Annotated in this window: 24 protein-coding genes and 1 pseudogene; 20 read left to right on the forward strand and 5 right to left on the reverse strand. The window is 65.1% G+C overall.

What is annotated here, in order from left to right; all coding sequences use genetic code 11:
* Nucleotides 1-298 precede the first annotated feature (298 nt).
* From JQ633_RS32815 to JQ633_RS32850, 8 genes are all read left to right on the forward strand, one after another.
* Complete coding sequence (locus JQ633_RS32815) at nt 299-1276, forward strand: 2-hydroxyacid dehydrogenase (RefSeq protein WP_211989972.1); 978 nt, start codon at nt 299-301, stop codon at nt 1274-1276.
* A 375-nt stretch (nt 1277-1651) separates the two neighbouring features.
* Nucleotides 1652-2956: an MFS transporter gene (locus JQ633_RS32820; protein WP_211989973.1), complete on the forward strand. Its 1305-nt coding sequence runs from the start codon at nt 1652-1654 to the stop codon at nt 2954-2956.
* Between the two features lie 102 nt (nt 2957-3058).
* The gene (locus tag JQ633_RS32825) at nt 3059-3838 is read left to right on the forward strand and encodes a maleate cis-trans isomerase family protein (RefSeq protein ID WP_211989974.1); all 780 of its coding nucleotides are present in this window, start codon (nt 3059-3061) and stop codon (nt 3836-3838) included.
* Nucleotides 3835-4632: a GntR family transcriptional regulator gene (locus JQ633_RS32830; RefSeq protein ID WP_349631657.1), complete on the forward strand. Its 798-nt coding sequence runs from the start codon at nt 3835-3837 to the stop codon at nt 4630-4632. The genes JQ633_RS32825 and JQ633_RS32830 overlap by 4 nt, the downstream gene beginning before the upstream one ends.
* Complete coding sequence (locus JQ633_RS32835; RefSeq protein WP_211989975.1) at nt 4629-5393, forward strand: aspartate/glutamate racemase family protein; 765 nt, start codon at nt 4629-4631, stop codon at nt 5391-5393. The genes JQ633_RS32830 and JQ633_RS32835 overlap by 4 nt, the downstream gene beginning before the upstream one ends.
* Nucleotides 5393-6805 (forward strand): dihydropyrimidinase, encoded by a 1413-nt coding sequence (hydA, locus tag JQ633_RS32840; RefSeq protein ID WP_211989976.1) that lies wholly within the window; start codon nt 5393-5395, stop codon nt 6803-6805. Before JQ633_RS32835 ends, hydA begins: the two co-directional genes overlap by 1 nt.
* 27 nt (nt 6806-6832) lie before the next feature.
* The gene (locus JQ633_RS32845) at nt 6833-7717 is read left to right on the forward strand and encodes an alpha/beta fold hydrolase (protein ID WP_211989977.1); all 885 of its coding nucleotides are present in this window, start codon (nt 6833-6835) and stop codon (nt 7715-7717) included.
* A 236-nt stretch (nt 7718-7953) separates the two neighbouring features.
* Nucleotides 7954-8619: a hypothetical protein gene (locus JQ633_RS32850; protein ID WP_211989978.1), complete on the forward strand. Its 666-nt coding sequence runs from the start codon at nt 7954-7956 to the stop codon at nt 8617-8619.
* 148 nt (nt 8620-8767) lie between these two features.
* Here the strand turns inward: JQ633_RS32850 and JQ633_RS32855 are convergent, their stop codons facing one another.
* The gene (locus JQ633_RS32855) at nt 8768-9793 is read right to left on the reverse strand and encodes a DUF6709 family protein (protein ID WP_211989979.1); all 1026 of its coding nucleotides are present in this window, start codon (nt 9791-9793) and stop codon (nt 8768-8770) included.
* Nucleotides 9794-10121: 328 nt separating this feature from the next.
* On the opposite strand from JQ633_RS32855, the pseudogene JQ633_RS32860 reads away from it, so the two are divergent.
* A pseudogene (locus tag JQ633_RS32860) lies at nt 10122-10223 on the forward strand (IS5/IS1182 family transposase); the annotation flags it as partial.
* On the opposite strand, the gene JQ633_RS32865 reads toward JQ633_RS32860, so the two are convergent.
* Nucleotides 10182-10364 (reverse strand): hypothetical protein, encoded by a 183-nt coding sequence (locus JQ633_RS32865; protein WP_211989980.1) that lies wholly within the window; start codon nt 10362-10364, stop codon nt 10182-10184. The pseudogene JQ633_RS32860 and the gene JQ633_RS32865 overlap by 42 nt on opposite strands.
* Before the next feature lie 145 nt (nt 10365-10509).
* Between JQ633_RS32865 and JQ633_RS32870 the strand changes: the two genes are divergently transcribed.
* The 4 genes from JQ633_RS32870 (at nt 10510) to JQ633_RS32885 (ending at nt 15624) form a co-directional block, all read left to right on the forward strand.
* Nucleotides 10510-12240, forward strand: a complete 1731-nt coding sequence (locus tag JQ633_RS32870; RefSeq protein ID WP_211989981.1) for a phospholipase C — start codon at nt 10510-10512, stop codon at nt 12238-12240.
* Between the two features lie 160 nt (nt 12241-12400).
* Complete coding sequence (locus JQ633_RS32875) at nt 12401-13723, forward strand: cytochrome-c peroxidase (protein WP_249159831.1); 1323 nt, start codon at nt 12401-12403, stop codon at nt 13721-13723.
* 51 nt (nt 13724-13774) lie between these two features.
* Nucleotides 13775-14560: an aldo/keto reductase gene (locus JQ633_RS32880; protein ID WP_211989983.1), complete on the forward strand. Its 786-nt coding sequence runs from the start codon at nt 13775-13777 to the stop codon at nt 14558-14560.
* 158 nt (nt 14561-14718) lie between these two features.
* Nucleotides 14719-15624, forward strand: coding sequence for a hypothetical protein (locus JQ633_RS32885; RefSeq protein WP_211989984.1), 906 nt, complete (start codon nt 14719-14721; stop codon nt 15622-15624).
* Nucleotides 15625-15826: 202 nt separating this feature from the next.
* Here the strand turns inward: JQ633_RS32885 and JQ633_RS32890 are convergent, their stop codons facing one another.
* Nucleotides 15827-16504 carry a DUF599 domain-containing protein gene (locus JQ633_RS32890; RefSeq protein ID WP_211989985.1) on the reverse strand — a complete coding sequence of 226 codons (678 nt, stop codon included), beginning with the start codon at nt 16502-16504 and terminating at the stop codon, nt 15827-15829.
* A gap of 109 nt (nt 16505-16613) precedes the next feature.
* On the opposite strand from JQ633_RS32890, the gene JQ633_RS32895 reads away from it, so the two are divergent.
* The 5 genes from JQ633_RS32895 to JQ633_RS32915 all read left to right on the forward strand — a co-directional run bounded on the left by JQ633_RS32895 (nt 16614) and on the right by JQ633_RS32915 (nt 19811).
* Nucleotides 16614-17270 carry a glutathione S-transferase family protein gene (locus JQ633_RS32895; protein WP_211989986.1) on the forward strand — a complete coding sequence of 219 codons (657 nt, stop codon included), beginning with the start codon at nt 16614-16616 and terminating at the stop codon, nt 17268-17270.
* A 110-nt stretch (nt 17271-17380) separates the two neighbouring features.
* Entirely contained in the window at nt 17381-17749 is a 369-nt protein-coding gene (locus tag JQ633_RS32900) for a YidB family protein (RefSeq protein ID WP_211989987.1), read from the forward strand.
* 211 nt (nt 17750-17960) lie between these two features.
* Nucleotides 17961-18164, forward strand: coding sequence for a hypothetical protein (locus JQ633_RS32905; RefSeq protein WP_211989988.1), 204 nt, complete (start codon nt 17961-17963; stop codon nt 18162-18164).
* Nucleotides 18165-18318: 154 nt separating this feature from the next.
* Complete coding sequence (locus JQ633_RS32910; protein ID WP_211989989.1) at nt 18319-19266, forward strand: hypothetical protein; 948 nt, start codon at nt 18319-18321, stop codon at nt 19264-19266.
* Nucleotides 19267-19370: 104 nt separating this feature from the next.
* On the forward strand, nt 19371-19811 hold the full coding sequence (locus tag JQ633_RS32915) for a DUF1489 family protein (protein ID WP_211989990.1): 441 nt from the start codon (nt 19371-19373) through the stop codon (nt 19809-19811).
* Between the two features lie 11 nt (nt 19812-19822).
* Here the strand turns inward: JQ633_RS32915 and JQ633_RS32920 are convergent, their stop codons facing one another.
* Together JQ633_RS32920 and panC are read right to left on the reverse strand one after the other, a co-directional pair.
* Nucleotides 19823-20584, reverse strand: a complete 762-nt coding sequence (locus JQ633_RS32920; protein WP_211989991.1) for a hypothetical protein — start codon at nt 20582-20584, stop codon at nt 19823-19825.
* Between the two features lie 91 nt (nt 20585-20675).
* Nucleotides 20676-21527: a pantoate--beta-alanine ligase gene (gene panC / locus JQ633_RS32925; protein ID WP_211989992.1), complete on the reverse strand. Its 852-nt coding sequence runs from the start codon at nt 21525-21527 to the stop codon at nt 20676-20678.
* 293 nt (nt 21528-21820) lie between these two features.
* On the opposite strand from panC, the gene JQ633_RS32930 reads away from it, so the two are divergent.
* Both JQ633_RS32930 and JQ633_RS32935 read left to right on the forward strand, forming a co-directional pair.
* The gene (locus JQ633_RS32930; protein ID WP_211989993.1) at nt 21821-22744 is read left to right on the forward strand and encodes a division plane positioning ATPase MipZ; all 924 of its coding nucleotides are present in this window, start codon (nt 21821-21823) and stop codon (nt 22742-22744) included.
* A 334-nt stretch (nt 22745-23078) separates the two neighbouring features.
* On the forward strand, nt 23079-24029 hold the full coding sequence (locus JQ633_RS32935) for an alpha/beta fold hydrolase (RefSeq protein ID WP_211989994.1): 951 nt from the start codon (nt 23079-23081) through the stop codon (nt 24027-24029).
* Nucleotides 24030-24095: the final 66 nt, after the last annotated feature.

Consider the following 24095-nt stretch of genomic DNA (forward strand, 5'->3'; position numbering starts at 1 on the left):
AATCCCTGCACTATGAAGTGTCGGCTATGTCCCCGAACACCCGTCGGTCATGTCCCCGGGCTGAACACTTGACCGGGTGATCCAGTATTCCAGAGGCAGCAGTGCTGGAGCCGAGAGGCCGCGGCGTACTGGATCGCCCGGTCAAGCCGGGCGATGACAGTTGTGGGTGGGGATCTAGCTGCGCATTCTCGCGACATGATTTGTCCGAGCTTTGCCAGTTGATTGCCGACACGCGCTTCGCGATAGTGCCGGGCAAGAAGCGGCACGACAAGTGCTGCCGGCAAGGAGGATCGAACGGATGAGGGCTGTGTTCGCCGGATCGTTTGCGGTCCGTCTGGTCGAGCCGGTGCGGCGGCGCTTGACGATTCCCTGCGAGATCGTCGCGGGCGACGAAGCTGCCGTCGTTGATCAGCTCCGCGATGCCGATGTTCTCGTCTCGATGGCCTTCACGAAGGAACTCGCCGCCGCGGGAACGAAGTTGCGCCTGGTGCAGGTGCCGGGCGCCGGCCTCGACCGCATCGACCGCTCGCAGCTGCGCCCCGGTCTGGCGCTCGCCAATGCCTTTGGCCACGAGGCCGGCATCGCCGAATATGTGATCGGCAGCATGATCGCGCTGACGCGCAGCTTCCAGCGCATCGACCACGAGCTCAGGGCCGGCCGCTGGGAGAGCCAGTGGTCGATCGACACGCCGGCGCCGCCGTTGTGGCCCGAGCTTGCCGGCAAGACGCTCGGCATTCTCGGCTTCGGACATATCGGCGAGGCGCTGGCGCGGCGCGCTCATGCGTTCGACATGAAGGTGTGCGCCGTCAGGCGGCAGGCGCAAGCGAAAGTGCCGCGCGAGCTGATGTTCGTCGGCGGGCCGGAGCGGCTCGACGAACTGCTCGGTCTCTCCGACTACCTCGCCATCACGCTGTCGCTGTCGTCGGAGACGCGCGATCTGCTCGATGCCCGCCGGCTCGCGCTGATGAAGCCGTCGGCCTATCTGATCAACGTGGCGCGCGCGGAAATCGTCAACGAGCAGGCGCTGTATGATGCGCTCGCGCAAGGGCGGCTGGCCGGCGCGGCGCTCGACGTCTGGTACCGCTATCCGACCGCGCCCGGCCTCACACCGCCATCAACGGCGCCGTTCCATACCCTCGGCAATGTAATCATGACGCCGCATGTCTCGGGCTGGACCGAGGGCATGCTGGAGGCGCGCGCCGGCATCATCGCCGGCAACATCGAGCGGACCGCGCGCGGCGAGCCGCCGCTCAACGCCATCGCTGACGCGCGCTGATCGAAGTGTGTGCCGCATTGGCGATGCGGATGGTGAACGGCGCACTGCTGGCACAAACTGTAACCGGTGTTCTCCGGACGAGAACAGCTTGGCGTTGTCATAACGGAACCTGATATCCGCAGTTTGTGCCAGCCGGCACGATGCGGCTCGAGCCGCGTGCCGGCGCTCGGCAATTGCCGGGCAACGCCGGCCGGTCTGTGCCCAAACCCACGCCACAGGCTGATCAACTCTCCATCAGGATGGAAAATTACATAAGTAATATCAGTATTATAAGAGAAATTGTATGCAGAATACAAAATGTGCTTGTCGCATCGCTGTCATTCGCGCAGACTTCGCGCGGGCAGGACAAAACAAACTGCCGGAGAGGAGCGAAGCATGAGCGAACAGGTGTCCACCATCGCAATGACGGACGCGGCAAGGCCAAGCGGCGTGCGCTGGAAGATCTTCCTGCTGATGCTGTTCCTCATTTCCATCAACTACATCGATCGCGCCTCGTTGTCGGTCGCGATGCCGCTGATCGCCAAGGAGTTCGACATCGACCCGGCGATGCAGGGCCTGATCCTGAGCTCGTTCTTCTGGACCTACGCCTTCATGCAGGTGCCGGGTGGCATGCTGGCCGATCGCTACAAGCCGCGCGTCGTGATCGCCGCGGCGACGTTCTTCTGGGGTGCATTCCAGGCGCTCGCCGCGATCTCGACCAGCTGGTTCCTGCTGCTGCTGACCCGGCTCGGCCTCGGCGCATCCGAGGCGCCGATCTATCCGGCCGGCGGCAAGCTCAATGCGATCTGGATGACGCAGACTGAGCGCGGCCGCGGCGCCACCCTGCTGGACGGCGGCGCGCCGCTCGGTGCAGCGCTCGGGGCGATCGTGATCGCCTGGCTGATCGCGGCGTTCGACTCCTGGCGCATGGCGTTCGTCATCGCCGGTGTCGGCACCATGCTGTGCGGCCTGTGGGCCTGGTACTACATCCGCAACGCGCCGCGCGAGCATCCGTCGGTCAACGAGGCGGAAGCGCGCTATCTCGAGGAGGCGCATGCGATCGAGGATGCCGCGACGCCGGCGCCGTCGGGCGCGGGCTGGATGGCCTATTTCCGCTTCCGCTCGGTGTGGTGCATGTGCCTCGGCTGGATGTTCTTCAACACCACCTTCTACGGGCTGCTGACCTGGATGCCGAACTACCTGTTCAAGGTCCATGGCTTCGACATCAAGACGCTCGGCGGCGCGTCCTTCATCATCTTCTTCGCCGGCTTCGTCGGCGAACTGGTCGGCGGCTGGATCGGCGACGGCTGGCGGGCGAGGGGCGGGTCGCCGAACATGGTGTTCCGCACCCTGTTCGGCATCGCCGCGGTGATGGCGACGGTCTCGATCTTCCTCGTCGCCTACGTCACCAATCCGGTCGCCGTCGTCGTGCTGCTGTCGACCACGCTGTTCTTCCTGCGCTGGTGCGGCATGTACTGGGCGATCCCGTCGGCGCTGGCCGGCCGCGGAAAGTCCGGCTTCCTCGGCGGCTGCATGAATCTCGGCGGCAACATCGCCGGCATCACGACGCCGCTGATCGTCGGCTTCATCGTGCAGGCCACTGGCTCCTACTTCCTGGCGCTGATGTATTTCGCCGCCGCCGGCATTGCGCTGTTGATCAGTTCGACGCTGATCGATTACAGCCGCAAGCTGCCGGTGTAGAAGCATGATCCGGAAAAGTGCGAAGCGGTTTTCCGATAAAGATCATGCTCACCGTAACGGCCGAGCCTCGAAGGAGGCTCGGCCCGTCAATGAGGCCAACGAATGATGCGTCCTATCAGGCTCGGCATGCTGACGCCGTCCTCGAACACCGCGCTCGAGCCGATCACCTGTGCGATGCTGGCCGGCATCGATGACGTCTCGGCGCATTTCTCGCGCTTCAAGGTGACGGAGATCGCGCTGTCCGAGGCCGCGCTGCGCCAGTTCGACGCCAGCGAGATCCTGCGCGCCGCCGAGCTGCTGGCGCATGCCAAGGTCGACGTGATCGCCTGGAACGGCACCTCGGCGAGCTGGCTCGGCTTCGACCGTGACGAGAGATTGTGCGAGCAGATCACGGCGGCGACGGGGATCAAGGCCTGCACCACCGTGCTGGCCTATCGCGACCTGCTGCGGCGGATCGGCGCAAAGCGTATCGGGCTGGTGACGCCGTATCGCAAGGACGTGCAGGCCAGGATCATCGCCAACTGGAATTCGGAAGGGCTCAATTGCTTTGCCGAGCGGCATCTGTCGCTGCAGGACAATTTCTCCTTTGCCGAGGTCAGCGAGGCCGAAGTGGCAAAGCTGATCGAGGAGGTCGTGCGCGCGGGCTGCGATGCCGCCGTCGTGCTCTGCACCAACATGCGGGGCGCCGGTGCCGCCGAGCGGCTGGAGCGCTGCTACGGCGTCCCCGTGCTCGATTCGATCGCCGTGACGCTCTGGGCGTGCCTGCTTGCGACCGGCTACGATCCGTCGCGGATTCGCGGGTGGGGCAGCCTGTTCACAAATCCGGATCTGCGGGCGGCTGCCGCGACACTCATCGATGCAAAGGATAAGGGCCAGTCGTGACCGAGACCGAGACGACGAGGCGCAGGAAGGACCCGAAGCCGCCGCGCGCCATGACGGCGCAGCAGCGGCGGCGCCTGCGCGTGCCGCGGACGGGCCTGCACGAGCAGGCGGCGGCGCGGCTGCGCACCATGATCGTGCGCGGCGAGCTGTCGCCCGGACAGCAATTGGGCGAGGCGGATCTATCCGACGCGCTCGGCATCTCGCGCACTCCGCTGCGCGAGGCGTTGAAGCAGCTGGCGAGCGAGGGCCTCGTCGAACTGCGGCTCAACCGCAGCGCGATGGTGGCGCCGTTCCGGCGTGCCGAGCTGACCGAATTGTTCGAGGCGGTCAGCGGCATCGAGCGCTGCGCCGCCGAGCTCGCGGCCGTCCGCATGGAGGCCGGCGACTTCGAGCAGCTCGAGGCGCTGCAGGACAGGATCGAACGGCATCACGGCCGCGGCGAACTGCGCGAGTATTTCCAGACCAACCAGCAGATCCATTCCGCGATCGTCGGCTTCGCCCGCAATGCCGTGCTGAAGGCGACGCACGAGGCGCTGCTGGCGCGGGCGGAACGGGCGCGCTTCTTCGCGTTGTCGGTGCTCGGGCGCTGGGATGAATCGGTGCGCGAGCACCAGGAGATTCTCTCGGCGCTGCGGGATCGCGATGCCGTGCGTGCCGGGCAGGTGCTGGCGCATCACGTGCGCCGCACCGGCGAGATCGTCGCCGAGACGCTGGACGAGAAGGCGGATGCTGCGGCTGCGCCCGAGGTGGCGGCGAAGTCGCGTGGCCGCAAGACGGGGAAGGCCGGACGATGAGGATTCTGCTGCTCAATCCCAACACGACATCGGCGGTGACCGAGCTGCTGCACGCCGCCGGAAGCAAGGTGGCATCTGAAGGCACCGAGCTGGTGCCGGCGACCGCCTCGCGCGGCGTGCCTTATATTGCGACCCGCGCCGAGGCGCAGATCGGCGGCGCGATCGCGCTGGAAATGCTGGCCGAGGCCGGCGATACCATCGATGCCGCCGTGATCGCCGCATTCGGCGATCCCGGCCTGTTCGGCGCGCGCGAGCTGTTCGCGTTTCCGGTCGTCGGTCTCGCTGAAGCCGCGATGCTCACCGCCTGCATGGTCGGACGGCGGTTCTCGATCGTCACCTTCGCCGGCGCGCTGGCGCCCTGGTACGAGGAATGCGTCGCGATGCACGGCCTCGGTGCACGCTGCGCCGGCGTCCGTGCGCTGAACGGTGCGTTCCAGTCGATCTCGGACGTGCAGGGCGAGAAGGAGGACCTGCTGGTCGATCTCGCCAACCGCGCAGTCGACGAGGACAAGGCCGATGTCGTGATCCTGTCCGGCGCGCCGCTCGCCGGGCTGGCGGCCAAGGTCCGCGACCGCATTCCGGTTCCCGTGATCGACCCGGTCGCGGCCGCGGTGCGCCAGGCGGAGACGCTCGCCGTGCTCAGGCCGCGCAAGGCGATCGCCGGCACCTTCCGCCGGCCGGACCCCAAGCCGACGCGCGGGCTGGCGGAGCCGCTCGCCGCAATCATCGAACATCGCTCACCGAAGGAAGGAGCCCGCTGATGGCCTTCGACACCATCATCCGCGGCGGCACCGTGGTCACCGCTGCCGACACCTTTGCGTGCGATGTCGGCATTCGCGACGGCAAGATCGCGGCGCTCGGGCAGGATCTCGGCACGGCCGCTGAAATCATCGATGCGACCGACCGGCTGGTGCTGCCGGGCGGCATCGACAGCCACGTCCATTTCGCGCAGCCGTCGGGCGAGGGCATCGTGATGGCCGACGGCTTTGCCACCGGCACGCGCTCAGCGGCGTTCGGCGGCAACACCACCGTGCTGCCGTTCTGTTTACAGGAGAAGGGCCAGACGCTGCGCGAGGCGCTCAAGCAGTACCATGCGCTGGCGGAAGGCGAATGCCATGTCGACGTCGCCTTCCATCTGATCGTCACCGACCCGACCGAGCATGTGCTCGGCCAGGAACTGCCGGCGCTGGTCGAGGACGGCTACACCTCGCTGAAAGTGTTCATGACCTATGAGGGCTTGGCGCTGTCGGACCGCGAGCTGCTGGAGACCATGTCGGTGGCGCGCGAGACCGGCGCGATGCTGATGGTGCATGCGGAGAATTTCGACGCGATCCGCTTCCTCACCGACCGGCTCGAGCGTGCCGGCAACACCGCGCCGCGCTTTCACGCCACCTCGCGGCCGATCCCGGTCGAGCGTGAGGCGACGCACCGCGCCATCTCGCTCTCCGAGCTGGTCGACGTTCCCATCATGATCGTGCACGTCTCGAACCGCGAGGCGATGGAGGAGATCCGCCGCGCCCAGCAGCGCGGGCTGCGCGTGATGGGCGAGACCTGTCCGCAATACCTGATGTTGACCGAGAGGGATCTCGACCAGCTCAACATGGAAGGCGCCAAGTACGTCTGCTCGCCGCCGCCGCGCGATGTCGCGAGCCAGAAGGCGTGCTGGGAAGGCCTGCAGCAGAAGGTGTTCTCGGTATTCTCGTCGGACCATTGCCCGTTCCGCTACGACGATCCGGAAGGAAAGCTGGCGCCGAAGGGCCGCACCAGCTTCCGCTGGGTGCCGAACGGCATCCCCGGCGTCGCGGCGCGGCTGCCGATCCTGTTCTCCGAGGGCGTCGTGAAGGGGCGGATCGATCTCAACAGCTTCGTCGCCTTCAGCGCCACCAACCACGCCAAGATCTACGGGCTCTATCCGCGCAAGGGCACCATCGCGGTCGGCTCGGACGCCGACATCGCGCTGTGGGATCCCAGGCGCAAGGTGACGATCCGCCACGAGCTGATCCACGACGGCTCGGACTATACGCCGTATGAAGGCCTCGAAGTCACCGGCTGGCCGGTTATGACCATGGTGCGCGGCAAGGTCGTCGTCGACGACGGCAGGCTGGTCGGCGCCAAGGGCCACGGCACATATCTGCCGCGCGCCAAGCCGCCGGCGGCGGCGACCATCCCGTAACACGAACAAAGAAGGCAGGAGATCAACATGCCCCATGCGACGACGGACGACGGCGTACGCCTCTATTTCGAGGAGACCGGGTCGGGCCAGCCGGTGATCCTGGTGCACGAGTTCGCCGGCGATCTGCGCAGCTACGAGCCGCAGATGCGGCATTTCGGCAAGCGCTATCGCACCATCGCCTACAATGCGCGCGGCTTCCCGCCGTCGGACGTGCCGGAGCAGGTCGCGTCCTATTCGCAGGCGCGCGCGGCCGACGATATCCTGGCGGTGCTCGACCACATCGGCGCCGAGAAGGCGCACATCGTCGGCCTGTCGATGGGCGGCTTTGCGACGCTGCATTTCGGCATCCGCCACCATGCGCGGGCGCTGTCGCTGTGCATCGGCGGCTGCGGCTACGGCGCCGAGCTCGACAAGCGCGAGACGTTTCGCGCCGAGGCCGACGTCATCGCGGCCACGATCCGCAAGGACGGCATGCCGGCGTTCGCCGAGCGCTACGCCTTCGGGCCGACCCGCGTGCAGTACGAGAACAAGGATCCGCGCGGCCACGCCGAGTTCAAGGCGATGCTGGCAGAACATTCCGCGGTGGGATCGGCCAACACCCAGCAGGGCGTGCAGAAGGAGCGGCCCTCGCTCTACACGCTGACCGACGAGATGAAGCGCATCACGGTGCCGACGCTGGTCATCACCGGCGACGAGGACTGGCCGTGCCTGCTGCCGGGCATCCTGATGAAGCAGAACATTCCGTCGGCCGCGCTTGCGGTGATGCCGAACTGCGGCCACGCCATCAACATCGAGGAGCCCGACGAGTACAACAGGATCGTCGGCGACTTCCTCGCGCAGGTCGAGAGCGGCCGCTGGCCGATGCGCGATCCGCGCGCCGTCAGCGCCTCGATCACGGGAATGAAGGACTAGGTTCGCACGGAGTTAGTTGCGCGATTCCCCGCATACATTACGGTGTCATCACCCGCGCAGGCGGGTGATCCAGTATTCCAGAGGCAGTCGTGCTTGAACCGAGAGGCCGCAGCGTACTGGATCGCCCGGTCAAGCCGGGCGATGACGCCGGTGGATGTGCCTCCGCGTTTGAGGTGGTAGATTTCAACGGGACAATCTGCTGAACTGATGCGAGCTCTCGAACAAATAAGGCTCGCATGACACTCGGTCGCTGTTCCAGCCTGGCGACCCTCGTCGCCCTGGTTGTTCTCCCGGCCGCAGCGCAGACGGCGCATTCGCGGGACGCGTGGCGAGTGGTCGACAAGGAATGCCGCGATGTCTCGCCGCTGCAGGCAAAGATACGCGCATGTCTCAGTCTGCTGAGCGATCAACGAATCCCGATCGCAACTGTCGTTCAGATCAATGGCGAAATATCCGGCGCATTCGAAAGCCTGCACGACTACGACAACGCCATAAAATACAAGAAGATCGAAATTGAACGCGCGCTTGCTCCGGTGAAGCAGGCTTCCTCGGACGGGACGCCGCCAGTCACATTTGGCGCGATGTCGCAACGCTACACGGAGCTTGGCGCACTCCAGTCTCTCAATCGCCTCACCAACTTCAAGAGCCAGCCGGATGAAGCGCGCCGAAGCGCCGCTGATGAGCAAAACAATCTTAACCTGGCGCTCCAATACAACCCGATGAATTACAGGGCGTATCGGCACCGTGCCGACGTTTACAGCCTGCTCTGCAACAGCGCGTCTGCCGCTCAAGATTTGGAGGCAGCGATCAGATTTGCAGAGTTAGCTGGAGACCAGAATGCCGCTCGAGACTACAAGCGCGTCACCCCGAGCGCTTGCATTCCGGCATGGCGCCGAGACTAGGCCGTGTACCTGTAAACGCCGCGTGACGTGACTGGTGACTACGTCGCTTTGCCCATATGGCGACCAGGTTAGTGCGGCAGCGAAATATGTCGCGATGGGTCAAAAGCGGTAAGTTGGAAACAAATAGCCTCCCGGAATGCGGCCTCGTTTATGGCGAACCGGCTGCGACTAGCTTGCGCCGCGCCTCGACGAGGTCAATGAGCTTGGACCTGTTTTTCTTGTACGCCTTGTCGAGGTCACGAGCGTGGCCGAGCAACACCCATGGCGCCACTCTCCCCAAGTGCTCCATGACCTCAGCAGTTTGCGCCTTCCAGGCAGAAGCCCGCATCTTCTGGTTGGAGAAGTAGAGCATCAGCGAATGCGAGCGGCTGATCGGTATCACGCCGTACATCAGTGTCGTAGTCGTCATGCTATAGGCATAGAGCATGTCCGACAGCGGCATCAGTCGGAGCCTAAACCAGCCCCTTTGCAACACGTGCGTGTCAGTAATCCGCACGTGGCCGCGAAGCTTCAAGGCAGATCTGGCTGTCGCAATGTCGTGCTCCAGCCGCGCGCTGAGGTTTTCCAACGCATTGGCAGACTGCCCGCAGACCGCACGCAAATCGGGATGCGATGATGGCGCCTTCAATCGCGGTAGTGCTCGCCCGCCGATCAAGAGGGCGAGCCCCAATGGGACCGCAATCACGATCAGCACGGCCGCGACGGCGGCGGAGGTGTATTTCTCCGTGTCGAGCATGACAGGGAGGAACACCGCGCCGGCATCGCCACTCCGCCTGGCGAGGCGACCGATCCGGTCGATTGTCTCCATGTCGGCGGCAACCAGGCCGCCGCTCAGCGCTCTCCCGTCGAGAACGCGTTCCGGAGCCGCCTTGATCAGGAGCAGGCGATCCCCGAGCTGAGCAACAGAGAAGATCGCGTGGTCATATTTGCCCCGGGCGTAGACGCCAGTCGAAACGACTTTATCGGCCTGCAGCGCGACCCAGTTGCGCGACAGTTGCGGAAGACTCTTCACCGCGCGCACCTGGGCTTGCGACATCGCAACGACGCCTCTGGCGTAGTTGCCGAGAAACTGTCCGTTTTCCAGCGCGACGAAGGCCGCAAACGCGAACAGCACAAGGCATGCGCCGAGCTGACGCAAGCTCGTGTAGCGCACCTGGCGCTCGACCCATGTCATGCCCATACCTCTGCTTCGGGGCGCACCCGCCTAAAGTTCCGGCGCTTTGTCTGCCCGGTCCTTTGCACCCCTGGGAATGTCGCGCGAATGCAATTTCCGATCGTTCAGCTGCGACGTAAGTGACAAATCCGTCCACAGCCGCAGCGACGATGAATCTTAAGCTGATGGTCTTACTTCAGGACTGCTGCCGGAGACTGCAGCGCAGGGGATTAAAGCGACTTTAACGACGGGGACCTGGCTTGGCGTCGGTCACGTTTCGATTGCTTAAACTCATAAAATTTGCGCTTTGGTCTTCCCCGCTTGTGCACCACGGGTATGATGCCGTTGTCGAATAGCGACGCGCTACGACAGGCTCGCCGCCAACTACCTTGCCTTCATTCAGCTTGCGTCAATCAGGCTCTGGCTGCGCCTTGATGAGTCCGCAGCCTAGTTCAGGCCGCGCGCGCTGGTCCGGTGTTGTCAGGTTCATCTCGTCACCAACGTACATGCCGAAAGCGCTCTCGGCGACTTTGAGCGCCTCGTTGCGACGCGACGCGGCTCGCAGTTGCTCGCTCGATTTGTCTCGCTTCATGCAACCGATGCGAGAACGCGCGCGCATCTGAACGCTACCGCGCATTCATTTGTCGATTGCACAAGACTGACACGGACCTGTCATTCGACGTGGCTAATGTGTCGCAGGTCGACGTCATAAATCTGTTAAATACAAGGGGCTCTACGTGAGAGACAAATTTCTTTCGACAGTCGGAATCTGCCTGGTCGCTGCCGCGGTTGCGTGCAGCACCTGGGTCTATGCGGCTCAGGACAACAAGGGCAATCAAGGCAACCAGGACCAGGGCAACCACGGCAACGGTCATCATCCGCACGACATCCACACCGCGACGCCGATCAAGCATCTCGTCGTGATCTTCAACGAGAACCGCTCGTTCGATCATTACTTCGCGACCTACCCGAACGCCGCCAATCCGTCCGGCTCGATCCCGTTCGTTGCGAAGGCGCACACGCCGAAGGTGAACAACCTCGCCAACAATGATCTGCTGACCAACAACCCGAACCTCAACCCGGCCAACGGCACCGGCGCGGCCAATCCGTTCCGGCTCGACCGCACCCAGGCCAACACCAAGTCGCAGAACCACGCCTACACGCCCGAGCAGCAAGCCTATGACAACGGCAAGGCCGACCTGTTCCCGAAGTTCACCGGCAAAGGCACCGCCGGCGGCGTCGGCGCGTTCGGCACCAACGGCCAGGTGATGGGCTATTTCGACGGCAACACCGTCACCGCGTTCTGGAATTACGCGCAGAACTTCGCGATGAACGACAATGCCTACACCGACACCTACGGGCCGTCGACGCCGGGCGCCATCGAGGTGATCTCGGGCCAGACCAACGGCGTGCAGAACATCATCGGCTCCTCGTCGTCGGTTGCCGACGGGCAGGGCGGCCTGACGCTGACCGGCGATACCGATCCCGGCTTCGACCAGTGCTCGAGCACGTCGAGCACGATGCTGATGACCGGCAAGAACATCGGCGACCTGCTCAACGACGAGCGCATCAGCTGGGGCAGCTTCATGGGCGGCTTCGACCTGACGCTCAAGAACACCAACAACACGACGGGCTGCGGACGCAGCACCTTCTCGAGCAACGTCAACGGCACCATCGTGGACTACATCCCGCACCACGCCTGGTTCCAGTACTACAAGTCGACGGCGAACCCGACCCATGCGCGCCCGAGCTCGGTGCAGGCGGTCGGCCACACCTATGCCGCCGACGGCAAGACGGTCGATCCGGCCAACCACGGCTATGATCTCGAGGACTTCTACGCCGCGGTGAAGTCGGGCAACTTCCCGGCCGTCTCCTACATCAAGATGCCGGCCTATCAGGACGGTCATGCCGGCAACTCCGATCCGCTCGACGAGCAGGCCGGCAATGTCGAACTGATCAACTTCCTGCAGAAGCAGCCGGAGTGGCGCGAGACCGCGGTCATCATCACTTATGACGACTCCGACGGCTGGTACGACCACGCTTACGCGGCGCCGACCAGCGCCTCGTATGATCCGACCGCCGACCAGGTCAATGGTCCCGGCCAGTGCGGCCGCGGCGTCAACAAGCAGAAGCAGCCGAAGGGCCTCAACGGCGAGCCGGTGAACGGCCGCTGCGGTCCGGGCACCCGCATTCCCTTCATCGTGGTGTCGCCCTTCGCCAAGCGCAACTTCGTCAGCCATACGCGGATTTCGCAGGCGTCCGTGGTCCGCTTCATCGAGGACAACTGGTTGCACGGCAAGCGCATCGGCGGCGGCTCGTTCGACAATGACGTCGAATCGATCACCGACCTGTTCGACTTCGATCGCGGCCATGGCCAGGATCACGAGTTCAAGCAGGACACGCTGTTCCTCGATCCGACCGCCGGCACGGTCATCGTCAGCGCGCCGGATGATCATCATCATCACTAAGAAGAGCGGTGCCGGTTCTGATTGAATCAGAACCGGCACTCTTGATCGTTCACTTGATGCGTCTTTCGTTACGCGAACTGGAACCCGTCCCGCAGCAGATGCGGGACGGGTTTTCGCTCGAAAGCGCGATAGCAACACGGGACGTGATATGAACGGCCGCATGTCGTGGCTCGTCGGCGTCGGCCTCTTGTGCATGGCCGGCGCCGTCGCCGCAGTCGAGACGCAACCGCTGCTTCCAGGGGCGAACCCGAATCCGGTGCAGCTCCGGCGGCCGCCGGTTGCCCCGCTGTCTTCCATGGCGCAACTCGGCCAGAAGATCTTCTACGACGCTTCGCTGTCCTCCTCGGGCGCGCTGTCCTGCGCGTCCTGTCACAGCCCGGATCACGCCTACGGTCCGCCCAATGAAGGGCCGGTGATGCTCGGCGGGCCCGCGATGTCGGGCCAGGGCGCACGCGCCGTTCCCGGACTGACCTATTTGGAACGCGAGCCGAGCTTCAGCATCGGGCCCGAGAAGGACGAAGACGACAACGTCGTCAGCCTCGCGCAGATGGCCGCGATCGGCGAGCAGGCCGCGCGCGCCAAGAAGACGGCGACCGCGACTGCCGCAGCGGCCACCAACATCGTGCCGCAGGGCGGCCTGTTCTGGGATGGCCGCGCCGACACGCTGCAGGACCAGGCGATCTTCCCGCTGCTCGATCCCAACGAGATGGACGGCGGCAGCATCGAGACGGTGGCGGAAAAGCTGCGTCACGCACCCTATGCCCAGCGGTTTGCCGAGCTGTTCGGCGCCGGCATCTTCGACAACAAGGGCTTGCTGGTCGCCGAGGCGATGTTCGCCGTCGCACGCTACCAGGTCGAGGAGCCGAGCTTCCATCCCTACACCAGCAAGTTCGACTACTGGCTGGAGGGCAAGGCGCGGCTCAGCGAAGCCGAGCTGCGCGGCCTGCAATTGTTCAACGATCCGGAGAAGGCCAATTGCGGCGGTTGCCATACTTCGGCGCCGAGCCATGACGGGCTGCCGCCGCTGTTCACCGACCATCAGTATGAAGCGCTCGGCGCGCCGCGCAACGCCGCGCTCGAGCGCAACCGCGATCCCGCCTATTTCGATCTCGGCGTCTGCGGCCCGCATCGCAGCGACATCGCCGAGCAGACGCAGTATTGCGGAATGTTTCTGACGCCGACCCTGCGCAATACGGCGACCCGTCGCGCATTCTTCCACAACGGCGTCTTCCGCAGCCTCGAACAGGTGCTCGACTTCTACAATTTCCGCGACACCGATCCGGAGAAGGTGTTTCCGCGCGATGCCGACGGCAAGGTGCGGAAATACGACGACCTGCCGGAAAAGTATCACGCCAATGTCGACGTTGCCGATCCGCCCTTCGAGCGCCATCTCGGCGACACGCCGGCGATGACGGCGCAGGACGAGGCGGACATCATCGCCTTCCTGAAGACGCTGACCGACGGCTACAAGGTGGAACAATAAGGCGCGCAGGCGTGAGTTGGCAGCGGCCCGGCATGCGCGCATAATGTCCGCATGAATGTCGTCGCAGGCAACGGCGCCGAAATCCCAGCGATCGGGCTCGGCACATGGGAATTGCGCGGGCGCACCTGCGCGCGGATCGTCGAGCAGGCGCTGCGGCTCGGCTATCGTCACATCGACACCGCGCAGATCTACGACAATGAGCGCGAGGTCGGCGAGGGGCTGCGCGCCTCCGGCGTCAAGCGCGACGAAGTGTTCGTCACCACAAAGGTCTGGACCACGCATTTCCGGCCGAACGATCTCGAGCGCTCCGCCAAGGAGAGCCTGGTGAAGCTGCGCATGACCGAGGTCGACCTGCTGCTGCTGCACTGGCCCAATCCGCAGGTGCCGCTGGCCGAGACGCTCGGCGCGCTCGCCAAGGTCAAGAGGGCGGGACTGGCGCGCCACATCGGCGTCTCCAACTTCAACGTCGCGCTGGTCGAGGAGGCGGTGGCCGCCTGTCCCGAGCCGCTCGCCTGCGACCAGGTCGAGTACCATCCCTATCGCGAGCAGGCCGACGTGATCGAGGCCTGCGCGCGCCACGGCCTCGCCTTCGTGGCCTATAGCCCGATCGCCAAGGGGCGGATCAAAGGCGACCGCGTGCTGGCGCGAATCGGCGACCGCTATCGCAAGACGGCCGCCCAGGTCTGCCTGCGCTGGCTGGTGCAGCAGAATGTGTCCGCGATCCCGCGCACCTCGAAGCTCGAGCGGCTGCAGGAGAACATGGAGATCTTCGATTTCGAGCTCTCGGACGAGGACATGCGGGAAATCTCCGCCATCTCCGGCACCGGGGCGCGATGAGAGCGGTGGTTTTGCCCGTCCAGAAAGCCGCGACACGGATTTGTGGATCGTGCTAAGGCCGCCGGGCCGATCCACCTCGCGCCGAAATGGGATTGAGGCGGACTGGCCCCGACCGCTATTGTGGGAGGCGGGGAGACATCACGACGTGATCGAGTGGGATGAAGTTCCGGCCAAACGCGGATATGATGGCGTCGGTGCTCGTGCACCTGCTGTTGCTCGCGCTGATTTTCCTGTTCTCGGAAGTGCATCAGTTCGATCCCGTCGCCGCTGACACGGTGCCGGTCGAGGTCGTGACGCCGCAGGAGGTCGCCCAGGAGGTCGCCGCGGTCCAGCCCGATCCGGTGCCCGCGCCGAGCCCGTCGCCGACGCCCGAGTTGCAACTGCCCTCGCTCGACAAGCCGACCGATGCCGCCAAGCCGGAGCCGGCCGCGCAAGCGCCGGCGCCGCAGCCTGAGCAGAAACAGGCGACGCCGCCGGCGCCAAAGCCGAGCCCGACTCCGCAGCAGGCTGCCGCGCCGCCGCCCGCACCACCGCCGCCGACAGTGCAGCCGCCGCAGACGCCGCCGGCGCCCCAGCCGATGGCGCAGCAGCCGCCGCCGTCGCCACCGGCCTACAAGCCGCCGGAGCCCGACCTCACGGTCAAATACAACGTCATGCTTGGCCTGCCGCCCGATCTCCCGGCGCCGACGCCGGCCGCAGCGCCGTCGAGCAATGACGGCGGCAAGGACAGTTTCGATGCGCCGGCCACAGAGAAGGCCGATGTCGGCTCCAGCGTGGTCGCCGAATTCCGCCGCCATCTGCGCAGTTGCCTGAAGCGGCCGGCGCAGCTCAGCCCGAGCGACGACGTCAGGGTCAAGTTGCGGGTGTCGATGACGCCCGACGGCAAACTCGCCGCCGCCCCGCAGCTGATCGAGGCGACGGCGTCGGCGAAGGGCCCGCTGCTGCTGCAGAGCGCCACCAGCGCGCTGCAGGCCTGCCAGCCCTATGCGATGCTGCCGAAGGACCGCTACGGCGAATGGAAGGTGCTCGACCTCGATTTCACCCCGCGCGATTTCGCGTCGTAGGGCAGGCGGTTAGCCTTCGGGCCGAGGGGTATTTTTGCGATTTCGGAATATTGGAAGAATATCGCTGAGTTGCCCGACGTGTCAAGCGTCGGTGTCGAACGCGGGCAGCCGCGGGCTACTTTGCATGGGGTTGTTTTTCGATATTTTGGCCATGCGCCCCTACGGCCGTGAAGAACGGGGAAAGGGGATATGCCGCGCTGCGTCAGCTCCCCATCGCCTGCCAGGCGTTCGAGGCGAACTGCCGGCGCCAGATCACGATCACGACCGCGGCGGTCGAGACGAACAGCACCCACGGGCTGATGAACCAGCCGAGATAGGCGAGCGCGAAGAAGAACGCGCGCTGGCCGCGGTTGAAATGCTGGCCGGCATTCTCGAACACGCGCGTGGTGCGGATCACATGCGCCTCGGCTTCCGGCGTGTCGCGCTCGCTCACCGGCGGCATCGCGCCGAACAGGATCGCGACATAGTTGAACAGGCGGTAGGCCCAGGCGAACTTGAAGAAGGTGTAGATGAAGATCAGGATCAGCCCGACGCATTTCATCTCCCACAGCGCGGGCGAGGGGCTCAGGTTGAACGGCAGCGTGCCGAGCACGGCGATCGCATCGCTGGTGGCGCGCAGCAGGGTCAGCCCGCCGCCGATCGCGATCAGGCTGGTCGAGGCGAAGAACGCGGTGCCATTCTGCAATGAGGCCATGATCTGCATGTCGACCATCCGCGCCTCGCGGCCGAGCAGGTTGCGGACCCAGATCTCGCGATAGACATGCATGCGGGCCGACAGGCTGTCGCGCCCATAGGTGGTGTGTTCCAGCGTCAGGGCGTAGACCAGCCATTCCAGCGCGAAGAAGCCGACCGCTGCGGCATCGACCCAGTAGCCCGTCATGTTGCCGTTCCCTTCACCGATGCGCCGCTCGCTGCGTCCTCCGTCATGTACCGGTTGAACGCGTGCAATGCACTATGGCAAGGTACAACCCACAACAGGATTCTCGGACATGTTGAAGCTCGTCATCGGCAACAAGAACTATTCGTCATGGTCGATGCGGCCATGGCTCGCGCTGCGCGCCAACGACATCCCGTTCGAGGAAATCTTCATCCCGCTCTACACCGATGACAAGGCGGACAAGGATCGTATCCTCAGCTTCAGCAAGGCAGGCAAGGTGCCGACGCTGATCGACGGCGATGTCACGGTCTGGGATTCGCTTGCGATCATCGAGTATCTCGCCGAGAAATTTCCGGACACAAAACTCTGGCCCGCGGATCGTGCGGCGCGCGCGCATGCCCGCGCGATTTCGGCGGAGATGCATTCCGGCTTCGTGCCGCTGCGCAGCGAGTGCGGCATGAACCTGCACCGGCCGGTCGGCGCCGTGGCGCTGTCCGATGACGCCAGGGCCAATATCGCGCGCATCCAGGAGATCTGGGCCGATTGCCATGCGCGCTATGGCAGGCAGGGGCCGTTCCTGTTCGGCGCCTTCTCCGGCGCGGATGCGATGTATGCGCCGGTGGTGCACCGCTTCCGCACCTATGCGATCCCGGTGAAGGGCGAGGCGCAGCACTATGTCGACGCCATGATGGCGCTGCCTGCGTTCCAGGAGTGGACCCGTGACGGCCTTGCCGAGACGCTGCTGATCGACCGTTTCGAGGACGCCTGACGAAGCTACGCTGATTGTGACCGCGGCCGTCGGCTTCGCGCCTTGACGGCGGCCGCTGGCGGCGTCTCAATCCGCACCGCTGGTGCAACAGGCCGCGAAAGGGCTCGACCATGGGCATTCTTGATTCCTTCGAAAACTCGCCGGAGCTGAAGGGGATACTTGGTCAGCTCGGGGCCGCGGTGCTGCCGGCGGTGCTCGGCGAAGTGCTGGGCCAAGGCGGCCAGGGCGGGCTGTCGGCGATCGTCGCCAAGCTCGAGCAGGCCGGCCTCGGCGAGCAGGTCAAATCCTGGATCGGCACCGGCCAGAACCTGCCGATCACGGCCGAGCAGCTCCAGCAGGTGCTGGGCAGCGACATGGTCAAGCAGCTGGCCGCCAGGTTCGGCATTCCTATCGATCAGCTCGCCCAGGTGCTGGCCCAGCAGCTTCCGGCCGCGGTCGACCATGCCAGCCCCGACGGCAAGCTGCCGCATACCGCCTGACGGCGATGGAACCCGAGGTTGCAGGGCCGGCGGCAATTTGCGTTTGGCACGTAATTTGCTCCGTATCGCTCTGAAAAACCTGCAAAAACCGCAACTTCGCCATGTCCCGATCCTGCTGGATTTCGGGCGCTCGGCTGTGCTAGGTTGTCACAGGGTTTCAAATGCCGGTGAGAGCTGAGGGACAGCACGCTCCGCCGACAATCTCGAAAAAATGGAGAGGGCGTTGAAGCATAAGTACTCCGTTGGAGAGACGGTCTTTTTCACTGCGAGCAACGTGGCGCGTCCTGCCGCCAGCGGCACCTATCAGGTGATCCGGCTGCTGCCCATCGACGGTGACGACTGCCTGTACCGCATCAAGAGTTCGACCGAAGCTTTCGAACGCGTGGCCAAGGAGAGCCAACTCGTGCTGTCCTGATGGACCGGCACGTCGACCGGCGGGCAGGGCGGTTCCGCCCCGGCCGCCGTCAAAAGGCCCCGTTCGCGGACCCATTCTGCTGACGGTCGAATGCCGGGATGACGGCGTTCGCCGCCGCCGATTGTGACTACGCTGCGTTGAGGGGACACCGCGCATGAATTGGTCTTGGACTTCCTCACTGGATCAGATCTGGCGCGCGCCGACCTTCCCGATGTGGCTGACACTGGCCGCTGCGGGGTTCTTTGGCATAGTCGTGCTGGTCACGCTCCTGCGCGCGGAGAAATCCGTCGCCAACGGCGCGCTGACGGTCATTACGCTGCTGTCGATCGCGGTGGCGGTCGCAGCCACCATCCGCGGCTTCACGCCGGGCGGGCAGGGCGCGGCAACGGAAACGCGCGCCGCGCAGGCGAACGGTCAGACCGTGGCGGCGCTCGCCTGCGTCGACGATCTCGCCGGAGATGCCGTCCTCAATGCCTGCGAGAAGGTGCTGTTCGGCTCGGCCGACACCGCGGCGGCTGCCGTCAGCTACGCAGCTTCCCAGATCTCGCGCCTGACCGCCTTCGGCGACCTCGCGTCCGCCGAACGCAACTCGACCACCGAGCTGCAGGCGCTGCGCCGCGCCATCGAGCATGATCGTTACGGCCTGGTGGCCTATGTTCTGATGGCGCGCGACCGTTGCACGCCGACGGCGTGCCCCGCGTTCCGCTCGCTCGGCGACAACCATCAGGTCATCGCCAACATGAACGAGAGGACCTACGAGAACCTGATCACCCGCTACACGGCGTCGTGGAACGCGCCGCCAGCGCAGCCGTCGGCTGCCGGCCTGGTCGCAGCGCTGCCGCCGTCGATGCCCACGGGCAAGCCGACCAATGCCGAGTTTCCGAGCGCGTCGTCGACGCCGCCGGTCAGCATCATGACGCCGGAACCGGCGCGGCCGCCGGCTGCTGCGGCACCGGCTCCGGCCGCACGCGCGCCGGCCCCGCCGGCCGTCGCGGCGGCCAAGCGGCCGCCGGCGCCGAAGCGTCCGCCGGTGCAGATTGCGCCGCCACCGGCTGCAACAGCGGCGCCGCCCGCCGCGAGCGCACCAGCTGCTGAGGAATAGGCGCGGCGACGTCTCGCCACCACTCCGTTGCCGGCATCACCGATATCCACCGCTGCATCCAGCGCTCCCTTTTCAAAAGGCGCGCCGGTCGCTAAATCCGGCCCATGCCGCTTCATCTCATCAAGCTTGCCGTCGGTTGCGACTCGGTCAAGGAACTCAAGGGCTGGGTCGCCGAACGGATGGCGACCGCGAAGAAAAAAGGCCTGCCGCTCCGTCACGTCCACATCACGCGCATGACGCCGAAGCGCGAGGAGGAGATCCTCGCCGGCGGCTCGCTGTATTGGGTGATCCGGGGCGAGATCGCCGCGCGCGAGAAGATCGTCGCGATCGAACCGTTCCGCGACAAGGACGGCATCGGGCGCTGCCGCATCGTCATGCAGCCGAAGGTGATCGCGGTCTCGCCGCGGCCGATGCGCCCGTTCCAGGGCTGGCGCTATCTGACCGCGGACTCCGCGCCGTCGGACCTCACCAAATCGAGCGCCGCCAGCGTCGCCTCGATGCCGGAGCCGATGCGCCGCGAGCTGCGCGACCTCGGACTGCTGTAGCGAAGCCTACATCAGGGCTGAGCCTGCGTCGTGAGCTTCAGCCGTTCCCATTCCGACGCCGGTACCTCTACATAGCGGCCGCCGCCGGCATTCCGGACGGCGACGTCGAGCATTTCGTGGTCGATGCCCATCTCCCCGAGATAGCGCCTGAACTGCTCGGTGAAGATCGAGGTGAGGCTCTCGCGCTGCTCGGTCGAGACGTTGGGCGCCAGCCGGTTCTGAATCGTCATGCCGCTCAGCACCACGCGGCTGCCGGGCGGCAGGCTGCGATGCACGCCGCCCGAGAGCATCAGCACACAAGCGAAATCACAGATCAGATCGGTGGCCTTCTCCTTGGCGTCGAGCGGGCCGCCGGGCCGCTTCAGCGCGAAGCAGTCCGCCTCGGATTTGTCGCCGCAGGCGTCGACCTCGGTTGCTCCGATCGCCGCATCGATGCCGCGGTCGCGCAGGATGCGGCCCATGCTGGTGGCGACGTTGAGGTTGGACTGGCCCTTGATGTTGATCACGACCGGAAGCTTGCGGCCGGCCTGCCGGTCGAGGATCGCGAGCAGACGCTTGTAGCTGTCCCACTGCACGGCGCCTTCGGCGGCGATCCAGTCCGAGCAGCCGGGGCCGCAGGCGCCAGGCGCGCCATGGGCGACGTAGAAGATCATCGCGCCGTTCGCCGAGCCGAAGCCGCCGATCGGCGGCCGGTTCTGGCTTTGCGCCCGCGCCACGCTGCTGGCCAGCAGCGCGACGCCGAGAATCAAGCCTGGTCTGAAATATCGAGTCATGGATGAATCGCCTCTGACATGCGGCGATCATCCACACGGCGGTGGCCAGGCGCAAGCGCGGCGGCGGCAAGGCCAGGCTGTGACAGCGCGGTCACACCGCGATATTGTCGATCAGGCGGGTGGTGCCGAGCCTCGCCGCCACCAGCATCCGCATCGGGCCGTCCTTGAGCGATCCGATCGGCGCCAGCGTGGTGGCGTGGCGGACCTCGAGATAGTCGAGCACGAAGCCGGCCTGAGTGATCGCAGCGGCGCCTTCAGCCATCGCGGCCGCGGTGTCTTCGCCGGCGCGCAAGCGTGCCGCGGTGTCCTTCATCACCCGATTCAGCGTGGGGGCGACGCGCCGCTCGTCCGGCGAGAGGTAGACGTTGCGCGAGGACATCGCGAGGCCATCGCGCTCGCGCACTGTCTTGGAGCCGATCACCTTGACGCCGAGGTCGAGGTCGGCGGCCATCTGGGTCACCACGCGGAGCTGCTGAAAATCCTTCTCGCCGAAGATCGCGATGTCGGGGCGGACTTGCGTGAACAGCTTGCCGACCACGGTGGCGACGCCGCCGAAGAAATGCGGCCGGAAGCGATCCTCGAGCCCGGCGGTGGCCGGTCCCTCCGGCACGATCCGCGTCGCGAAGCCGTCCGGATACATCGCCTTCACTTCGGGGTGCCAGATCAGTTCGACATTCTCGGCGGCGAGCTTGGCGACGTCTTCCTTCCAGGTGCGCGGATATGAACCGAAATCCTCAGTCGGCGCGAACTGCGTCGGGTTGACGAAGATCGAGACGACGACGCGCTGTGCGCGGCGCCGGGCGAGCCGCACCAGCGACACATGGCCGTCATGCAGGGCACCCATGGTTGGGACCAGTGCGACGGTTGCCTTTCTGGCGCGCAGCGCGTCGACGGCGCGACGCAGGGCAGGGACGGTGCGGACGACGGTGGGGTTTCTCGGCATCGGATCTCGGCTCGTGGGAGAAATCAGGGGTGGACGACCTGGAGGGCGCGTCGGCGTTTCGCAGGCGGCGCAGCTTACCAAGAGCGAACCGTTATCGGCAAACCACCGACCGCGATCAGCTCTACCTGATGCCGCACGCGCGCGAACCAGTGTTACGCTGCCGCCGATCGACGCAGCCGCTTTGCGGGGCCGATTCATTATTAAGGAAGGCAGCGATTGATTTCCGGTCGCCGTGATGCATTTCACTTGACCATGGCCAGATGCGCTTTGAAGATATTGCCAGGGATTGAGTCATGTTAGTGCAGGCCAGTCAGGGACAGTCCGGCTCCGCCCATGTCGTCGTGCTGGGGAACGAAAAGGGCGGTTCGGGCAAGTCGACCACCGCTCTGCACATCGTCGTTGCGCTCCTCAAGGCCGGACAGCGCGTCGCCAGCATCGATCTCGACTGCCGCCAGCAAAGCTTCACCCGCTACATCCGCAATCGCCGGGCCTGGGCGCGCCGCACCGGCCTCGATCTCGAACTGCCGGTGCACACCTGCATCAAATACGGCGAGACGATGCAGATCGAGGAGAACGAGAACGCTGAGTTCGAGCAGTTCATGGCCGCGATCAGCGCGGTCGAGCGTGCCTATGATTTCATCGTCATCGATACGCCCGGTTCGGACAGCTACCTGATGCGCCTTGCGCATTCGATGGCCGACACGCTGGTGACGCCGATCAACGACAGCTTCCTCGATTTCGACGTGCTCGGTACCCTCAATCCCGCCACCTATGCGGTGACCGGCGAGAGCCATTATGCGGAGATGGTTCGCGATGCGCGGCGCAAGCGCCGCCAGCTCGATGGCGCCAGCACCGACTGGATCGTGGTCCGCAACCGCCTGTCGGTGCTCGGTTCGCGCAACAAGCAGCTGGTCGCCGACGGCCTCAAGCAGCTGTCGCTGCGGCTCGGCTTCCGCTCGGTCGACGGCTTTGCCGAGCGCGTGGTGTACCGCGAGTTCTTTCCGCGCGGCCTGACCGCGCTCGACGACATCGACGAGGCGACGCTCGGCACTCGCCCGAGCATGGGCCACGTCACCGCGCGCGAGGAGGTCATGGGCCTGCTGCGCCAGCTCAAGCTGCCGCTCGACGAGCGCGGCCGGCGCCGGGCCGCCAATAGGGCCGAATGGTTCAGCCAGGTCGACAAGCCGCTCGAGGTCCACGACATCTTCGGCAGCTAGCGGGCCCATCGAGCATGACCATCGTCACTTCCGGGCTGCCGGGGAGGCCCGGTATTCTTGCGGAGTAGTCCGCCATTTCATCGCCACAAGGGCGGAACAAAGCGGCCACCGGCCGGTTTTCCTGGTTTCAACGGTGAAACTTTGTGTAGTCGGTGTTTTGGTACCGGTTCGGATTTGCTGCAGCTGCACAATCCGTAGGTGCGCCGCACAAGGAAAGGGCGCGCAAACCACAACTTTTAGACTTCCTGTCACGCCTGTGTGACATATATTCTAAAACAAGGAGCCCGCAGCGACTCCGGAGAATAGGCCGCAAAGGCGGGCGCTTGAGGACGTCATGAAACGTGGAATTACAGTTCTGCTTTCGCTCTCCGTGGTTCTCACGGCGGCATACTTTACGGCGAGCAAGTGGGCGATCCGTCATGAGACCATCATGTTCAAGGATCCGACCCGCGACGAGCGGCCGGTCGCTGTGGATGTTGCCGTGCGTTTCGACAAGGAGATGCAGGCGGATGCTGGCCTGATCAAGCTGCCGGTGGCGATCCTCAACCACGGCAACACCGTCAAGTTCACCGAGTACTCCTTCCTCGCGAACGTGTTCGCCGCGCGCGGCTATCTGGCGATCAGCATTCAGAACGACCTGCCGTCGGACGGGCCGATGGTGACCAAGGTCGGCGAGCTCTATGTCGGCCGGCTGCCGCAATATCAGCGCGGCATCACCAACATCAAATTCGCCATCGAGGAGATGAAGAAGCGCCAGCCGAATGCCGACTACAGCAAGCTGACGATGGTCGGCCATTCCAACGGCGGCGACATCGCGATGTATTTCGCCAAGCAGTATCCCGAAGAGATCAAGAAGGTCGTGACGCTCGACAATCTGCGCGTGCCGTTCCTGACCGACGGCAAGTTCAAGATCCTGTCGTTCCGTTCGCATGATCAGCAGTTCAAGCCCGATCCCGGCGTCGTGCCGGACGCGGATGAGTGCGAGAAGGCGGGTATCACCGTCGTGAACACCGACTTCCAGCACAACGACATGCGCGACACGGGTCCGGCTGCCGCCAAGAACTCGATCGAGGCCATGCTCGATAAATTCCTCGCCGACACCGATAGCGATGTCGCGCCGGTAGATACCAGGAATGCGCCGCTGAAAATCCTGGAGCCGGGGCCGGTGTCGCTCTATGTGCCGGTCGACAAGCAGCAGAGCCTGACCGACAAGTTCAAGAAGGCATTCACCGTCAAGAAGACCGAGAAGGAAGCGTCCCAGCCCACTACCTCGGCCACCAACTGACCTGGCAGGCCCCGTAGCCCCGGCGTGACGATCCCGGCTGCATTGACCAATCCGCCATCACGGCCC

Origin of the sequence: Bradyrhizobium tropiciagri (assembly GCF_018130505.1) — a bacterium.
Lineage (GTDB): Bacteria > Pseudomonadota > Alphaproteobacteria > Rhizobiales > Xanthobacteraceae > Bradyrhizobium > Bradyrhizobium tropiciagri_B.